At 69.4% G+C, this 16,449-nt stretch carries 11 protein-coding genes and 3 pseudogenes; 6 read left to right on the top strand and 8 right to left on the bottom strand.

Annotated elements, in window-relative coordinates; all coding sequences use genetic code 11:
* The first annotated feature begins 94 nt into the window (after positions 1-94).
* A pseudogene (locus Rai3103_RS11555) lies at positions 95-1,565 on the top strand (GuaB1 family IMP dehydrogenase-related protein).
* A gap of 154 nt (positions 1,566-1,719) precedes the next feature.
* Here Rai3103_RS11555 and Rai3103_RS11550 read toward each other — a convergent pair.
* The 7 genes and pseudogenes from Rai3103_RS11550 to Rai3103_RS11520 all read right to left on the bottom strand — a co-directional run.
* On the bottom strand, positions 1,720-2,133 hold the full coding sequence (locus Rai3103_RS11550; protein WP_153572731.1) for a cytochrome c oxidase subunit 4: 414 nt from the start codon (positions 2,131-2,133) through the stop codon (positions 1,720-1,722).
* A complete protein-coding gene (gene ctaD / locus Rai3103_RS11545; RefSeq protein WP_153572730.1) occupies positions 2,130-3,836 on the bottom strand; it encodes an aa3-type cytochrome oxidase subunit I in 1,707 nt (568 codons plus the stop codon). Before ctaD ends, Rai3103_RS11550 begins: the two co-directional genes overlap by 4 nt.
* 2 nt (positions 3,837-3,838) lie before the next feature.
* Positions 3,839-4,693: an aa3-type cytochrome oxidase subunit II gene (gene ctaC / locus Rai3103_RS11540; RefSeq protein WP_479685342.1), complete on the bottom strand. Its 855-nt coding sequence runs from the start codon at positions 4,691-4,693 to the stop codon at positions 3,839-3,841.
* A 273-nt stretch (positions 4,694-4,966) separates the two neighbouring features.
* Positions 4,967-5,320: a HesB/IscA family protein gene (locus tag Rai3103_RS11535; protein WP_153572729.1), complete on the bottom strand. Its 354-nt coding sequence runs from the start codon at positions 5,318-5,320 to the stop codon at positions 4,967-4,969.
* A gap of 184 nt (positions 5,321-5,504) precedes the next feature.
* On the bottom strand, positions 5,505-6,668 hold the full coding sequence (locus Rai3103_RS11530) for a glycerate kinase (RefSeq protein ID WP_194793110.1): 1,164 nt from the start codon (positions 6,666-6,668) through the stop codon (positions 5,505-5,507).
* A gap of 10 nt (positions 6,669-6,678) precedes the next feature.
* A complete protein-coding gene (gene pspAA, locus Rai3103_RS11525) occupies positions 6,679-6,963 on the bottom strand; it encodes a PspA-associated protein PspAA (RefSeq protein ID WP_153572727.1) in 285 nt (94 codons plus the stop codon).
* A 239-nt stretch (positions 6,964-7,202) separates the two neighbouring features.
* A pseudogene (locus tag Rai3103_RS11520) lies at positions 7,203-7,922 on the bottom strand (PspA/IM30 family protein); the annotation flags it as partial.
* Between the two features lie 293 nt (positions 7,923-8,215).
* On the opposite strand from Rai3103_RS11520, the gene Rai3103_RS11515 reads away from it, so the two are divergent.
* From Rai3103_RS11515 to sucB, 3 genes and pseudogenes are all read left to right on the top strand, one after another.
* Positions 8,216-8,998, top strand: a complete 783-nt coding sequence (locus Rai3103_RS11515; RefSeq protein WP_194793109.1) for a DUF3043 domain-containing protein — start codon at positions 8,216-8,218, stop codon at positions 8,996-8,998.
* A gap of 134 nt (positions 8,999-9,132) precedes the next feature.
* Positions 9,133-10,641: a leucyl aminopeptidase gene (locus tag Rai3103_RS11510; protein WP_153572724.1), complete on the top strand. Its 1,509-nt coding sequence runs from the start codon at positions 9,133-9,135 to the stop codon at positions 10,639-10,641.
* Positions 10,642-10,791: 150 nt separating this feature from the next.
* Positions 10,792-12,929 (top strand): annotated as a pseudogene (sucB, locus tag Rai3103_RS11505) (2-oxoglutarate dehydrogenase, E2 component, dihydrolipoamide succinyltransferase).
* 330 nt (positions 12,930-13,259) lie between these two features.
* Here the strand turns inward: sucB and coaE are convergent.
* Positions 13,260-14,438, bottom strand: coding sequence for a dephospho-CoA kinase (coaE, locus tag Rai3103_RS11500; protein ID WP_194793108.1), 1,179 nt, complete (start codon positions 14,436-14,438; stop codon positions 13,260-13,262).
* Between the two features lie 91 nt (positions 14,439-14,529).
* Between coaE and lipB the strand changes: the two genes are divergently transcribed.
* Positions 14,530-15,384, top strand: coding sequence for a lipoyl(octanoyl) transferase LipB (lipB, locus tag Rai3103_RS11495; protein ID WP_153572722.1), 855 nt, complete (start codon positions 14,530-14,532; stop codon positions 15,382-15,384).
* A 90-nt stretch (positions 15,385-15,474) separates the two neighbouring features.
* Positions 15,475-16,428 carry a lipoyl synthase gene (gene lipA / locus Rai3103_RS11490; RefSeq protein WP_228489335.1) on the top strand — a complete coding sequence of 318 codons (954 nt, stop codon included), beginning with the start codon at positions 15,475-15,477 and terminating at the stop codon, positions 16,426-16,428.
* Positions 16,429-16,449: the final 21 nt, after the last annotated feature.

Raw genomic sequence — 16,449 nt, 5'->3', positions numbered from 1 at the left:
AAGGCGGGGCCCTCCTGCTTCCTTTCCGGCCCTGCCCCTCCCCCGGCCCCTCGGCCTGGCAGCACCGGCATACCGCCGACCCAAGGTGCGACAGATGGGTGACAATGAGGCCGTGCGATTCCTCACCAGCCCCCTACGTTCGACCTCACGTACAACGACGTGTTCATGGCGCCGAGCCGGTCCAACGTCACGTCACGCTTCGACGTCGACCTCACCAGCACCGACGGCATCGGCACTCCCCTGCCGATCGTCGTAGCGAATATGACGGCCATCGCCGGTCGGCGGATGGCAGAGACCGTCGCCCGCCGGGGCGGCATCGCGATCCTGCCCCAGGACATCCCGACCGACCAGATCGACCGGTCCATCCGGCGGGTCAAGGAGGCGCACACCGTCTTCGACACGCCCATCCACGTCGCGCCGGACACCACCATCGGCCAGGCCATGACGGTCATCCACAAACGCGCCCATGGGGTCGCGGTGGTCGTCGAGGACGGGCGGGCGATCGGACTCCTCGAGCCACAGAACACCTCCGACGTGGACCGCTTCGTCCAGGCGCGCGAAGTGATGCGTACGGATTTCCTCACGCTCCCACCCGACACGGACCCGATCGCGGTGTTCGAGGCCTTGGACAACCATCACCTCGACGTGGCGGTGATCGCCGACGGTGACCGCCTGGTGGGGATCATGACGCGCAAGGGCGTGGTCCGGGCGACCATCTACCAGCCCGCCACGGACCGGGACGGACGGCTGATGATCGGCGCCGCGATCGGGATCAGCGGCGACGTCGAGGCGCGGACCAGCGCCCTCCTCGACTCCTGTGCCGACGTGCTCGTCGTCGACACCGCCCATGGTCACCAGGATCGGATGCTGCAGGCCCTGGAGTCCGTCCGTACGGTCCGCGACGAGGTGGCCGCTCGTACGGGTGTCCGCGTGCCCATCGTGGCCGGCAACGTCGTCACGACCTCCGGTGTGCTCGACCTCATCGCTGCCGGCGCGGACGTGCTCAAGGTCGGCGTCGGACCCGGAGCGATGTGCACCACCCGGATGCAGACCGGAGTCGGCCGGCCCCAGTTCAGTGCCGTGCTGGAATGCGCCGAGGCCGCCCGCGCGGAAGGGAAGGCCGTGTGGGCCGACGGTGGCGTACGCCACCCGCGCGATGTCGCCCTCGCGCTGGCCGCGGGAGCCGGCTCGGTGATGATCGGCTCCTGGTTCGCGGGGACGTACGAGTCGACGGGCGAGATGCAGATCGACCACCAGGGCAGGCTCTACAAGGAGAGCTTCGGGATGGCCTCCTCGCGGGCCGTCCGCAGCCGTACGTACGGCTCGGGGCCTTCGAGCGGGCACGTGCCAGCCTCTTCGAGGAGGGCATCTCCAGCTCGCGGATGTACCTCGACCCGCGCCGCCCCGGCGTCGAGGACCTGCTCGACTTCATCACCTCAGGCGTCCGGTCCAGCTGCACGTACGCCGGAGCGCGGGACATGGCCCAGTTCCACGAGCGCGCGGTCGTGGGCGTCCAGTCCACGTCCGGGTACGAGGAGGGCCGCCCGCTCCTGCAGAGTTGGTGATCTGACAGACCGTGCGACGGTGGGTCGCCCCGGCGATGGGACCAGCACCCACCGTCCGGCGGGCGGAGGGGACGCCGAAGGGGCCCGGACGGTCGAACCGTCCGGGCCCCTTCGGGCGTTTGGCCAGACCCTCGGGCGGGCCCGACACACTGTGTCAGTGGGCGTAGTCCCCGCGGTAGAACTGCAGCGACCAACCGGCGACCGCCCACACGCCGATACCGACGCCGATGATCGTCATCCAGTAGCCGAAGATCCAACCGAGGAACATCATCGCGACGACGAGGGCGCACCAGAACGGCCAGATGCTCGCAGGAGCGAAGAAGCCGACCGGTCCGGCCCCATCAGCGACGGTGGCATCCAGGCGGTCCTCCGGACGGGCGTCCATCCGGCGCCCGGTCAGGGCGATGAACGCCCCGATCATGACGAGGAACAGGAAGGTCAGGATCAGCACCACCGTGCCGATGATCTCGACCTCTCCCTGCGTCTTCCAAGTGCTGAAGGCGTACACCGGGCTCATCAGGCCGAGGTAGATGGCCAGTGCCCAGAAGAGCCACTGTTCAGCCTTCACTTGGTGACCTCCTTGGTCGAGACGGCGGACGCGTCATCCAGGACGTGCCCGTGAATGGCGTGGGCGATCTCCGGGTAGTGCAGGTCGAAGGCCGGGGCCTCGGACCGGATCTTCGGCAGCGACGTGAAGTTGAAGGCCGGCGGCGGGCACGAGGTGGCCCACTCCAGCGACCGGGCCCAACCCCACGGGTCGTCGACCTCGACCTTCGGATTGTTGCGGGAGATCCACAGGTTCCAGAGGAACGTCAGGACCGAGATGCCGGTGATGAACGCGCCGACCGTCGAGATCTGGTTGAGCGCGGTGAAGTGGTCGGTGACAAGGTAGTCAGCGTATCGACGCGGCATGCCCTCGATACCCAGCCAGTGCTGGACGAGGAACGTGGTGTGGAAACCGATGAACGTGAGCCAGAAGTGGATCTTGCCCCAGGTCTCGTTCAGCATCCGACCGAAGAACTTCGGCCACCAGAAGTACAGACCGCCGAAGAAGGTGAAGACCACGGTCCCGAACAGTGTGTAGTGGAAGTGCGCCACCACGAAGTAGGAGTCCTGCATCTGGAAGTCCAGGGGCGGAGAGGCCAGCATGATGCCGGTCAGGCCACCGAAGAGGAAGGTCGTGATGAAGCCGAGGATCCACAGCATGGGCGTGTCGAGCGAGATCGAGCCGCCCCACATGGTGCCCAGCCAGTTGAAGAACTTCACGCCTGTCGGCACGCCGATCAGGTAGGTCATGAAGGAGAAGAACGGCAGGCTGACCGCGCCGGTGGTGAACATGTGATGCGCCCACACGGTGAAGGACAGACCACCGATCGCGATCGTGGCGATCACCAGGCCCACGTAGCCGAAGATCGGCTTGCGGCTGAAGACCGGCACGACCTCGGACGCGATGCCGAAGAACGGCAGGGCAAGGACGTAGACCTCGGGGTGTCCGAAGAACCAGAAGAGGTGTTGCCAGAGCAAGGGGCCACCGTTGGCGGCGTCGAGAATCTGGGTACCGAGCGTACGGTCCGCGAAGAGCACCATCAGGCCGGCGGCCAGCACCGGGAAGGTGACCAGCACGAGGATGGCGGTCACCAAGATGGTCCAACTGAAGATGGGCATCCGGAACATGGTCATCCCCGGAGCACGCAAGGTGATGATCGTGGTGATGAAGTTCACCGACCCGAGAATCGAGGACAGACCGAGCAGGTAGAGCCCGGCCGTCCACATGTCACCACCGGTGCCCGGCGTGTTGATCGAGTTCGACAGCGGGGCGTACGCGGTCCAGCCGAAGCTCGCAGCACCCTCGGGGGTGAAGAAGCCCGAGCAGGCGATGATCGAGCCGAAGAGATACAGCCAGTAGGAGAAGGAGTTCAGTCGCGGGAAGGCGACGTCCGGGGCACCGATCTGCAGCGGCATCAGCGCGTTGGCGAAGCCGGCGAAGGCCGGAGTCGCGAACATCAAGAGCATGATCGTGCCGTGCATGGTGAAGAACTGGTTGTAGGTCTCGTAATTGAGGTACTGCAGACCTGGGTTGGCCAGTTCGGCGCGCATGAACAGGGCCAGGACACCGCCCACGGCGAAGAAGAACAGCGCTGTCATCAGGTACATGTGACCGAGCAGCTTGTGGTCGGTCGTGGTGAGCCAGTCAATGATCCGCGCGCCAGTGGATACTGCTGGCCTTTCCCGGGTCTCGGACGTCGAAGCGACGCGTGCGACAGTCGTCATCGTCAGTTGCCCTCCTTCTTCTGGAGCTGGGGGTTGGCCTGCAGCGGGCCGTAGAAAGTACCGGTCCGACCCTGTGCCTGCAGCCCCTTGAGATACGCGTTGTACTGCTCGACGGGCACGATGTTGACGTTGAACAACATCGCCGAGTGATACGTACCGCAGAGCTCAGCGCACTTGCCGGCGTACGTCCCCACCTTCGTGGGCGTCACGTCGAACGAGTTCGACCGACCGGGGATGACGTCGAGCTTGTAGTAGAAAGCGGGGACCCAGAACGAGTGGATCACGTCCGGCGAGTAGAGGTTGAATCGAACCGGCTCATTCACCGGGAGCACCAGCGTGGGCGGCGACTCGATGGTGCCGACCGCGTTGACGTTGGCCCCCACCGCCGGGTTCTTCTGTTCCATGTAGTTGAAGGCCCACGACCACTTGAACCCCACCACGTCGATCTGGTGGACCTTGGTCGAGTCCGCCTTCGCCTGCACCAGGTTCTGCGTCTTCACCGTGTAGAAGAAGAGCGTGCAGACGATGACGATCGGCACGAGGGTGTAGACGAACTCCAGCGGAAGGTTGTACCGCACCTGGCGCGGCACTTCCTGCGGATCGCGCCGCCGGAAGCGGATCAGGCTGTAGATCAGGATCGAGAGCACCAGAGCGCCCACCATGAAGGCGGCGATCCAGGAGCCCACGTACATCTGACCCATTGCCGGAGCACGATCGCTCGCAGCCTCGGGCAGACCCAAGTATCGGCCCTGACCAGCTCCTTGCTGCACGTCGCCGCAACCAGCCAGCAGCACTGCCAGCCCTGCGGCACCGAGGACAGCCCACTTCCGTGGCCGCCGCCATCCCTTCAGACCCACGTCACACCCTTCCGATCACACCCAGGCGGCAGGGCGCAACCCTGCTGCCACTTTCGGTCTGTCCCACAGTAACCGAGTTCACCATCAGCGGCTGGCGACGATGCGGAGTCGTGATCGCGTCCGACCACGGCACCCCTGCGAAGTGACGTGAATCACTGTGAATGCTGGGCAATAACGCCGATGTGCGGCTTGGACGACGCAGGGCCCCGTCCCGGAGGACGAGGCCCTGCATGCGGCACGTGCCGGATTCCGGCACGTGCCGGAATGCCTGGATCAGTGGAAGCTGTCACCACACGCACAGGAGCTCTGCGCGTTCGGGTTGTCGATGGTGAAGCCCTGCTGCTCGATGGTGTCCATGAAGTCGATGGTCGCTCCGGACAGGTACGGAGCGCTCATCCGGTCGGTCACCACGTTGACGCCGTCGTAGCTGCTGACGATGTCACCCTCCAGCTCACGCTCATCGAAGAAGAGCTGGTAGCGCAGGCCCGAGCACCCGCCCGGCTGCACGGCGATGCGCAGGGCCAGGTCATCGCGGCCCTCGCTCTCCAGAAGGGACTTCACCTTGGCGGCGGCGCCGGTGGTCAGGATGACGCCCTGCTGCGCCAGGGTCTCGTTCTGCACGGTCATATCGCTTCTCCTCCGGCCGGTCCGCGGACGCACCAGCGAGGTGGCGGTCCAGGGTCCGGCTGTCGTCCGGGTCTGTGGCTTCCGGTTCTGATGTCGGATCTGGTTGACAGGGCAACCGCGATCAGTCTAAGCCGACATACCGGGCGATCCAAGCCCTCGACGGAAAGGCTGGCCCGGCCGCCGTTCACCCGGCCCAGGTGCGGGCGACACGACGCCCCATCTCCTCCAGTTCCGCACGCTCGACGACGACCGTCTCGCCCGGCACCCCCGGTCGAACGGCGTAGGCCGCATCGAGCCCGTGCGAGCGCATCTCCCGGGCGGAGATGGTCACGAAGCCGGCCACCGCGACCACGGGACGCATCGCCGCCCCCGCCATCGCGACGACGGCCGCGACCGTTTCGCCGCCTCGGTGCGCGAAGTCGTACGCCCCGGCGCCGGTGACGACCACGTCGGCCTCGCCGATGGTGGCGGAAAGGCCGATGGCCTCGTCCAACCAGGCGGACGCCGTGGTGACCGTCGCACCGAGGGCGGCGAGCGCGAAGCCGGTCCCCCCACATGCACCGAAACCCGGGGCGTCGGGTGATTCCGGTGCCAGCAGGTGCGCGAGACGTTCCAGGGAACCTTCGGCGGCGAGCAGGTCCGCCGGGTCCCACGCCAGCCCGTCCTCGCGCAGCGTCACTCCGTGCAGGGACGCCACGCCGCGCATGCCGAGCAGCACGCGATCGGCTTGATCGGCCGGCACCACCGCGACAAGTCGCTCCACACCGGCGAGCGCCCGCCTCACACCGGTGATGTCGATGGTGCTGAGGCCAGCGAGTCCGGCGATGCCGCGGTCGAGCGGGACATCGGCGCTCGCCCCGAGGGCAGCCAGGAGGCCGGCGCCCCCGTCACGCGCCCGGCATCCGCCGAGGTCCACCACCAGCGTGCGGATGTCCCTTGCTTCGGCCACGGCCCGGGCGATCGCCTCACCCCAAGGCGCTGAACTGGCCTCGCGGCTGGGGTCTGCGTCTGCAGCGGGTCGCGATGGCGAGACCTCGACACCGACGAGCACGGTCTGCGCCGTGGCGACCTGGAGCAGCAGGGAGGAGTCCCGGGGCGAGGTCGCGACGCTGATCGGGGCACCCACCAGGTCGGCGTACGCCTCCAACAGTCCGGCGCCGGCCGCGCCGATCGGCACGACGGCGAGGTCGTCGGAAGGGCGCCGCGCATTCCACCCGGTGGCAAGGGCAGCGCCGGCGTCTGCCGACGAGAGTCCACCGATCCGATCCGTGACGAAGGCCACGCGTAGCGTGCGTGCGGCGCGCGGCCCCGACACCGTCGCCGGCGCGACGTCATCGGGGCCGGGCACCGGTGTGGGATCAGTCAGGGATCAGCCCTTCTTCACTGTCGCTGAGCCATGCACGGACGTCGGCCACGGTGGCCGCCTCGTCGGGAAGGATCAGGTCGGAGTCGGCCAGCTCGTCGTCGGGCACCCGCTCCCCCCTGCTCCGGACATCGGAGAGGAGGGCATGGAGCACCGCGGTGAGGGCAGCCTGGTCATCGGCGTTGACGGCCTGCTCGACGTCGTCGTCGAAGGTGTTGAGCGAGGCCAGCGCCTCCTCGGACAGTCGGAACTGGCCCTCGTTCAGGATGCGGACGATCACTTCTGCTCCTCTGGCCGGGACGGGTTCGGGGCGGCGGGAGTGGGCTGGCCGAAAGGCTGGCCCTCGGCGGTCTGGCCAGGGACCTGCTCGGCCGGGACCGTCCATTGCTGGTCGGGAGCCGGCGCCTGCTGGGCCTGTGGCGGGACCTGCTGGGCCTGCGGCGGGACCTGCTGGGCCCGGCCAGGCGACAGCTGCTGCTGCGGTGCGGTGGGCACGCCTTGGCCGATCGCCTGCTGCGTCGGGGCCGGCGCGCCCCCGAGCGCGACCTGCTGCTTCAGGGCGGCGAGCTCGTTCTCCACCTGGGAGGTGGAGGCCAACTGGTCGAGCTCGCGAGTCAGGTCATCCTGCGTCGACCCGGTGAAGTCGTCCAGCGCCCCGGAGGCGAGCAATTCGTCCACCGCACCGGCCCTGGCCTGCAGCTGGAGGGTCTTGTCCTCAGCCCGCTGGATGGCCAGGCCGACATCGCCCATCTCCTCACCGATACCGGAGAACGCCTCGCTGATGCGGGTCTGGGCCTCGGCTGCCGAGTAGGTGGCCTTGATGGTCTCCTTCTTCGTCCGGAAGGCATCGACCTTGGCCTGCAGGCGCTGCGAAGCCCGAACGAGCTTCTCTTCCTCTTCCTGCAACTGCGCGTGCTGGGTCTGCAGATCCGCGAGCTGGGAGGTGAGACCCGATTTCCGGGTCAGCGCCTCGCGAGCGAGATCCTCACGGCCGATCTCCAGTGCACGGCGGGCCTGCAGGTCGAGCTTGTCGGCCTGCTGACTCAGCTGATTTGCCTGCAGTTCGAGGCGCTTGCGGCTGGTCGCCACATCGGCGACACCCCGGCGCACCTTGCGGAGCAGCTCGAGCTGGCGCTCGTACGAGTAATCGAGGGTCTCGCGAGGGTCTTCCATCCGGTCCAAGGCGCGATTCGCCTTGGTGTTGAAGATCGTCGAAATTCTCTGGAAGATGCCACTCATAGACGGTCCCTGGTCCTTCCGTGGGGCGCTCGGGTCGTGCGTACGCCGTCCAGCCTAGGGCGTCGGGTGTCCTGAGACGAGACCCCGAGGCCCCGTTCGGGGCCGAGCGGGTGAGGTCCCGGAGGCCGCGATCGTCCGGCACCCAGCCAGCCCCCGGTCCCGGGACGACGGTCAGAAGGAGGGACGGCTAGTCTGGACGCCGGGCCCGGCACCGCCGACGGCGATCCGGCCCGGTGCGGGACGTACACGACTACGTGCGCCCGGTTGATGCAGGACGGACGAGAAGGGCCGACGTGGGACTGTTCAGCAAGAAGGACGACTCCGCCAAGAAGGGCACCGCTGCGGCGGCTCCGGTGGTACCGGCCGCGCCCGCGGCGCACCGGAAGAAGGAAGGGCCCACGCCCACCCGCAAGGAGGCTGAGGCTGCCCGGCGAGCTCGCGTCAATCCCACCCTGACGAAGAAGGAACGTCGCGAGCGAGACTCCGAGGCCGAGCGTCGGGGACGGCAGGAAGAGATTCGCAAGCGCGACTCCGATCCCGGCCGCACCTTGATGCGTGACGTGGTCGACTCCCGGTTCCGCCTGGGTGAGGTCGTGATGCCCCTCCTCCTCGTGACCCTGGCCACCAGCCTGATCGTCGGCAAGAACCCCCAGCTGGCGAACTACGTGATGATCGCCTTCTACGTCATCGTGTTGGCAGTGCTGATCGACATCTGGTTCATGTGGCGACGCTTCACCAAGCTCCTGGAGGAGCGTCACCCCGGCTATCCCAAGCGCGGCCTCTTCATGTACGGGATGAACCGCAGCCTCCAGATCCGTCGCTGGCGGATCCCCGCCCGCGGGTCAACCGCGGCGACAAGATCTGAGGCGACGATGGCGTTCAGCTGGACGACGGATCCCGCCCTCGACCCGGCCACGGCCACCTCGCTCGGCGTGAGCACCACCTTCGGCACCCAGGCGGAGGCGGAGGCGTGGTTCGCCGAGCACTGGACCGACCTGGACGAGGCCGGAGTCATCGCGGTCTCCCTGCTCGACGGCCAGGCCGTGGTGTACGGCCCGATGCCGCTCAGCGCCTGACCCGGCCCAAGAGCCTCCCTGGGGGCGACTAGCGTGTCGAAGCGGTGCGGACGGATCCGTCCGCACCGTCGTCCGTCCGGGCCTCCTGCGGCTCGGCAGTCACGGGCGACGGCTGACGTGCGAGAGGACGAACGGTGAACATCACGACGCTGCCGCAGTTGCGGCTCGCTGAGGACCTGCCCGACGACATCGACTACTTGGTGGTCGGGACCCGGCTCGTCGACGACCGGGGCCTTCCCCACGGCCTGCCCGACGGGGTGGAGACCACCGCTCTGGACCTGGACCTGCTGGGAGTCGGGGCGAAGAGCCGTACGTCGGTCGGCAGTGTCACCCCGCTCGGCAGGCTCGCCGGCGGGACCCGAGTGGTCGCCGTCGGCCTCGGCAAGGACCTTCCGACCGCCGAGGTACTGCGCCGAGCCGCCGGAGCGGCCGTGCGGGCGATCTGCGCGACGGTGGCTGCCGGGGACGAGGTCGCTGTGGCGGTGTCCCTCCACGAGGACGCCCTCAGCCTGCCGATCTCGGTCTTCGACACCGTCCGGGCGATCGCGGAAGGTGCCCTGCTGGGCACGTACGAGCCGGTGCACGCGGTGGGTGACATCCCCGCCGCCAAGGTGGCCAGGGTGGTCGTACTGGACAGCGACCCCGAGGCTCACGACTCCGCATTGCGGCTCGCGGCCGCCGTCACCAGGGCCGTGGCTCGCGCGCGCGACTGGGTGAACACCCCCGCCAACGTCCTCTTCCCGGAGTCCTTCGCCGCCGCGGTGACCGACTGGTTCGCCGGAGCGCCGGTCGAGCTGACCGTGCGCGACGAGGACCAACTGGCCGCCGAGGGCTTCGGGGGGGTGCTCGCGGTGGGGGGCGGGTCGGTCCATCCGCCGCGGGTGGTCCGTGCCGCGTACTCCCCTGCCGGGGCGTCCCAGAAGCTGGTGCTCGTCGGCAAGGGGATGACCTTCGACGCCGGTGGCCTCGACATCAAGCCGGCCGGCCACATGCTCACCATGAAGTGCGACATGGGAGGGGCCGCTGCCGTGATGGCCGCGACCCGAGCGATCGCCGACCTCGGACTGCAGGTGGAGGTGGTCGCCTACGCCGGAATGGCGGAGAACCTGCCGTCCGGTAGCGCGTACCGCCCCTCCGACGTTCTCACCATGCACGACGGCACCACCGTCGAGGTCACCAACACCGATGCGGAAGGGCGCCTGGTGCTGGCGGACTGTCTGTCCGTCTCGCAGGCCGACGACGCGGATCTGGTCGTCGACATCGCCACGCTGACCGGCGCCTGCATGCGGGCTCTGGGGCTGAACACCATCGGGCTGGTTGCCAGCAGCGACCAGGTCGCCGGGCGCCTCCTCCACGCGGCGGAGCGGAGCGGTGAGGCCATGTGGCAGATGCCGCTGACCGACGAGGCTCGTGACAAGCTGACGTCTCCGTACGCGGACATGGCCTCGGCCAACACCGACGGATACCTGGGCATGCAGGTCGCGGCGGCCTTCCTGGAGCACTTCGCCGGAGAACGCCACTGGGCGCACCTGGATATCGCGGGACCGGCCTGGCGCGAGGGCACCGCCGAGGGCTACCTCGCGATCGGGGGCACCGGCGCCGGCGTACGCACGCTGGTGGACCTCGCCCTGACGATGGAATGACGCACGGAGGCGGCCCGGACCTCGGCGTGCCGGGCCGCAGGACGCCGCGCCGCAGTCCGCTGAACTTCGTTCCCGGTGGCGGCGCGGACAGGTAGGGTGACGACGTACCTGACTGCGTCGTCACTGTTTCCGAAGGAGTCCAAAGCGATTATGTCGACTTCTGTAACTCTCCCGGCCCTGGGGGAAAGCGTTACCGAGGGCACCGTCTCCACCTGGCTCAAGAAGGTCGGTGACACCATCGCCGTCGACGAGCCGCTGGTCGAGATCTCCACCGACAAGGTCGACACGGAGGTTCCTTCACCGGTGGCCGGCACGGTCCTCGAGATCCGCGTGCAGGAGGACGAGACCGTCGAGGTCGGCGCAGTCCTGGCCATCATCGGTGAGCCCGGCGAGGCCGCTGCGGAGTCCGCCCCGGCAGCTCCCGCCCCGGCCGCCGAGGCTCCCGCCCCGGCAGCACCCGCTGCTCCGGAGGCTCCCGCCGCCCCGGCGGCCCCCGCGGCCCCCGCCGGCGGCGCCGCCCAGGGCACCGAGGTCACCCTCCCCGCCCTCGGCGAATCCGTCACCGAAGGCACCGTCTCCACCTGGCTCAAGAAGGTCGGCGACACCATCGCCGTCGACGAGCCCATCGTCGAGATCTCCACCGACAAGGTCGACACCGAGGTTCCTTCACCGGTGGCCGGCACGATCCTCGAGATCCGCGTGCAGGAGGACGAGACCGTCGAGGTCGGCGCAGTCCTCGCAGTCATCGGCGACGCCAACGCAGCCCCAGCACCAGCCCCGGCAGCCCCCCAGGCCCCGGCGGCACCCCAGGCACCGGCTGCTCCCCAGGCCCCGGCAGCGCCCGCTGCTCCTGAGGCTCCCGCCGCCCCGGCGGCCCCGCGGCTCCGGCGGCCCCGGCCGGCGGCGCCGCCCAGGGCACCGAGGTCACCCTCCCCGCCCTCGGTGAATCCGTCACCGAAGGCACCGTCTCCACCTGGCTCAAGAAGGTCGGCGACACCATCGCCGTCGACGAGCCCATCGTCGAGATCTCCACCGACAAGGTCGACACCGAGGTTCCTTCACCGGTGGCCGGCACGATCCTCGAGATCCGCGTGCAGGAGGACGAGACCGTCGAGGTCGGCGCAGTCCTCGCAGTCATCGGCGACGCCCACGCAGCCCCAGCCCCGGCAGCCCCCCAGGCCCCGGCGGCACCCGCAGCCCCGGCTGCACCTGCTGCTCCGGCCGCTCCCCAGGCACCTGCTGCTCCGGCGGCCCCAGCTCAGGCAGCCCCCGCCGCGCCCGCTCCGGCCGCTCCGGCCGCTCCGGCCGCTCAAGCTCAGGCAGTCACTGTGGCCCCGCGCGCAGCCGGTGGTGACGCCGCTGAGGCCGCGTACGTCACCCCGCTGGTCCGAAAGCTGGCGGCCGAGCACAACGTCGATCTGGCCAGCCTGACCGGCACGGGCGTCGGCGGCCGCATCCGCAAGCAGGACGTGCTCGATGCGGCCAAGGCCGCCGCCGCACCGACCGCTGCCGCACCTGCGGCTCCCGCCTCGGCCGCTGCCGCTCGCGAGGCCTCCCCGCTGCGCGGCACCACTGAGAAGATGTCGCGTATCCGCCAGACGATCGCCCGCCGGATGCGCGACTCGAAGGACGTCGCCGCCCAGCTGACGGCCACCGTCGAGGTCGACCTCACCCTGATCTCGCGCCTGCGCAACCAGATCAAGACCGACTTCAAGGCCAAGAACGGCGTCGGCCTCACCTACCTGGCGTTCATCGCCAAGGCCACCGTCGAAGCGCTACAGCAGTACCCGATCGTCAACGCGACCGTGAACATGGACGAGAAGACGATCACCTACCCGGCCGGCGAGAACCTCGGCCTTGCGGTCGACACGCCCAAGGGCCTGATGGTCCCGGTGCTGAAGAACGCCGGCGAGATGAGCGTCACCGACTTCGCCAAGGCGATCGCGGACCTCGGGAGCCGCACCCGCAATGGCAAGGTGGGACCGGACGAGCTGTCCGGCGGCACGTTCACCATCACGAACTACGGGTCGGTCGGCAGCCTCTGGGACACGCCGATCATCAACCAGCCCGAGTCCGCCATCATGGGGACCGGCGCGATCGTCAAGCGCCCGGTGGTGCTGGTCGACAAGCATCTCGGGGAGACCATCGCGATCCGCGACATGATGTACCTCAACCTGTCCTACGACCACCGCATCATCGACGGGGCCGACGCCGGCCGCTTCCTGGTGGCCATCAAGGACCGGCTCGAGGACGGGGACTTCGGCGCGGAGTTCGGCGTGGAGGACTGACCCCGCCCGTCGGCGACGCACTCCTACGGGGGCCCTGGGACGAGATCCCGGGGCCCCCGTGGCTGTTCGGGGGTCCGGGCGTCGGTTGGTCAACGACGGGGTGCTGTTCGCGGATCCTCTTGCAGCGCCACCGACCCTCGCGGACGATCAAGGAGCTCGCGGACCGCAGGACGGCAGCGAGAAGACTGGAACGTCCGCGCGGAGGCATGGGCCGGCCAGAACGTCCGCGCCCGATGCCCCTGCGGCCGCCGAACCGTCCACGCGGAGGCATGGGCCCGACAGAACGTCCGCGCCCGATGCCCCTGCGGCCGCCGAACCATCCGCGCGGAGCTATGCGCCCGCCAGAACGTCCGCGGCCGACGTCCCCTGGGGCCGCCACCCCCGCTGGGAGGCCCAGGCCTCCGCGGTCGGGCGGACCCGTTGCCACCATCCGGCGACCTTGGACTCGTACGCCTCCCAGGAACTACTCGTCTCGGCTGCCGCCCGGTGCGCCGTCGCGGCGGCTTCACGGGCGGACGGCTCGGCCACCAGCCAGTCCCGGCAGAACAGCTGGTCCCGCCATTCCGCCGAACCTTCCTGGCACAGCCGGATGCGCACTGGCCGGCCCGGGTCGCAGGACAGGAACACACCGTCCGCGCCCTCCGGATGACCCAGTCGCCCCAGCGCCGCGCGCAGGTCGTCCACCTGCGCCGGAGCCGTGTCGGGCACCCCGATCAGTAGGTGGATGAGCGCCGGTGCGGTCAGGCCCGGTACCGCCGTGGGACCGACGTGGTCGTACGTGGCCTCGACGCCCAGCAGCGGCCCGAGTCGGTACGCGATCCGCGCGAGCAGCCGTCGGGCCTCCGCTCCGGAACCGGTCACGCGCCCAGCCAGGAGGTGCACAGGGGTCGGCAGGTCGGCAGGTATGCCGGCGCGCACGTTGGCCTCGAAGGCGACGAAGCGTTGCCAGAGTGCCTCGACCTGGGCCGCCAGCGCGCCCGGGTCACCGTTGTTGTCCACCACGGCATCCGCGACCGCCAGCCGGGCCTCCCGCGTGGCCTGGTGGGCGATCCGGGCGCGGGCGTCCTCCGCGGCCAGACCGCGGAACGCGGCGAGGCGTCGGACCCGTTCCTCGACGTCGACGTCGACGGCCACCACGAGGTGGTACTGGGGCCCCGCGCCGATCTCGACCAGCAGTGGGATGTCGTGCACGACGATGGTCCCGACGGGAGCAGCGGCGATGATCTCCTGGGTGCGGGCGCGGATCAGCGGATGGGTGATCGCCTCGAGGTCCCGGCGAGCGGCGGGGTCCGCGAAGACGACAGCACCGAGCGCCGCCCGGTCCAGTGATCCGTCCTCACGCACGACGTCGGCGCCGAACCGCTCCCGTACGGCGGCAAGGCCCTGGCTCCCCCGCTCGACCACCTCGCGGGCCAGCGCGTCGGCATCGATCACCAGCGCACCCCGTTCGGCGAAGAGCTTCGCCACGGTCGACTTGCCCGACCCGATCCCACCGGTCAGTCCGATCATCAGCACATGCCGCAGGCTACGGCACCCCCTGGAGGTGCCGCAGCGTTCCGAGGAGCGCCTCACCGGGAAACGCCCGCGTACACTCGGCCGCATGCCCGCCACCCCGATCAATGTTCCCGGCGCCGATGTCTCCGTCGTGTCCCCGCTCGGCATCACCTACCGGACTCTCGGCCTGTGGCCGGACCGCACGGAGACGACGGACTACTCCGCGGCCTGGGACCTGCAGCGGGAGATCCACGCGCGGGTCGTGGAGGGTCTGGACCGGGGCACCGTCCTCCTGCTGGAGCACGACCCGGTCTACACCGCGGGCAAGCGCACCGATCCGGCGGACCGTCCTGTCGACGGCACGCCGGTGATCGACGTGGACCGGGGCGGTGACATCACCTACCACGGGCCGGGGCAGCTCGTCGGCTACCCCATCGTCCGGCTCCCCGCCAACGGCATCGGGGTCGTCGACTTCGTCCGGCGTTTGGAGGAGGCGCTGATCCGTACGCTGGCCGACCTCGGCATCACGGCGGGCCGGGTCCCGCACCGGACCGGCGTCTGGTTGGGCGCCACGGAGGGAGATCCGGCACGGGGGATCGCCCCGAAACCGGAACGCAAAATCGCGGCCATCGGCATCCGCGTCTCGCGCAAGACGACGATGCACGGTTTCGCCCTCAACGCGGACATGGACATGAGCTGGTACGACCGGATCGTCCCCTGCGGCATCCGGGACGCCGGTGTCACCAGCATCGCGCAGGAGCTGGGGAGCTGCCCCAGCCTCGCCGAGCTGGCCGATCTCGTCCGGCCCCATCTCGACGCGATGCTGCGGTACGAGCCGTACGAGGCCTCCCCCGACGTGGGTGAGGAGCACGCCCACAACCCCCAGACGGCGCACCTTCGTCGCCCGGCGGTCCAGGCGACCCCCACTGGCCCCCAGGTGACGTACGGCCTGACGGTCTGACGGCCGCGGGCAGGCGACGGTCGGGCGCGATCAGGGCCGATATCTACAGGTAGACTCCCGTGGGTGACCATCGCACCAGAGGGACGCAAGATGCTCCGCCTCGAGGTCCGCAACGCGCAGACCCCCATCGAGGAGAAGCCGAAGTGGATCCGTACCCGCGCCAAGTTCGGCCCGAACTATCGGGAGCTCAAGGACCTGGTCGCGGCCGAGCAACTCCACACGGTGTGTCAGGAAGCCGCCTGTCCGAACCAGTTCGAGTGCTGGGAGGACCGCGAGGCCACCTTCCTGATCGGTGGGGACCAGTGCACCCGACGGTGCGACTTCTGCCAGATCGACACCGGCAAGCCGTCCCTCCTCGACCGCGGTGAGCCGCTGCGGGTCGGTGAGTCCGTCCAGAAGATGGGGCTGCGCTACGCGACCGTCACCGGCGTGTGCCGCGACGACCTGGAGGACCAGGGCGCCTGGCTGTACGCCGAGACCATCCGCCAGATCCACCGGCTCAACCCGGGCGTCGGCGTTGAGATGCTGGCACCCGACTTCGGCGCCGTGCCGGAACTGCTGGGCCAGGTCTTCGACGCCGCCCCGGAGGTCTTCGCCCACAACGTGGAGACCGTGCCGCGCCTGTTCAAGCGCATCCGCCCCGGCTTCCGCTACGAGCGTTCCCTGGACGTCCTCACCCAGTCCCGCGCCGCGGGCCTGGTGACGAAGTCCAACCTGATCCTCGGCATGGGCGAGACGAACGAGGAGGTCTCGCAGGCCCTCCGTGAACTTCACGAGGCCGGCGCCGAGATCATCACCATCACGCAGTACCTGCGCCCCTCCGAGCGCCACCATCCGATCGAGCGGTGGGTGACCCCCGAGGAGTTCGACGACTTCGCCGACGAGGCGCGCGAGATCGGCTACTCCGGGGTGATGAGCGGTCCGCTGGTCCGTTCCTCCTACCGGGCCGGGCGGCTCTACCGCCAGGCCAAGGATGCCCGGGGCAACGGCGGAGCTGTGATGAAGATCCACGGCGTCAACCCGACCAGCGGTCAGCAGGTCTGACCGACAGGCCCGCCCGGGCGG

It is taken from the genome of Raineyella fluvialis, assembly GCF_009646095.1.
In the GTDB taxonomy this organism is placed as follows: Bacteria; Actinomycetota; Actinomycetes; order Propionibacteriales; family Propionibacteriaceae; genus Raineyella; species Raineyella fluvialis.
The sequence above is the reverse complement of the archived record's forward strand: the minus strand, read 5'-3'. Positions and strand labels throughout refer to the sequence as shown.

Bases quoted from the DNA above. Each gene is read 5' to 3' on its own strand.
- ctaD (WP_153572730.1), bottom strand. From the start codon at position 3,836: ATGACGACTGTCGCACGCGTCGCTTCGACGTCCGAGACCCGGGAAAGG.
- Rai3103_RS11535 (WP_153572729.1), bottom strand. From the start codon at position 5,320: ATGACCGTGCAGAACGAGACCCTGGCGCAGCAGGGCGTCATCCTGACC.
- coaE (WP_194793108.1), bottom strand. From the start codon at position 14,438: ATGATCGGACTGACCGGTGGGATCGGGTCGGGCAAGTCGACCGTGGCG.
- lipB (WP_153572722.1), top strand. From the start codon at position 14,530: ATGCCCGCCACCCCGATCAATGTTCCCGGCGCCGATGTCTCCGTCGTG.
- lipA (WP_228489335.1), top strand. From the start codon at position 15,475: ATGCTCCGCCTCGAGGTCCGCAACGCGCAGACCCCCATCGAGGAGAAG.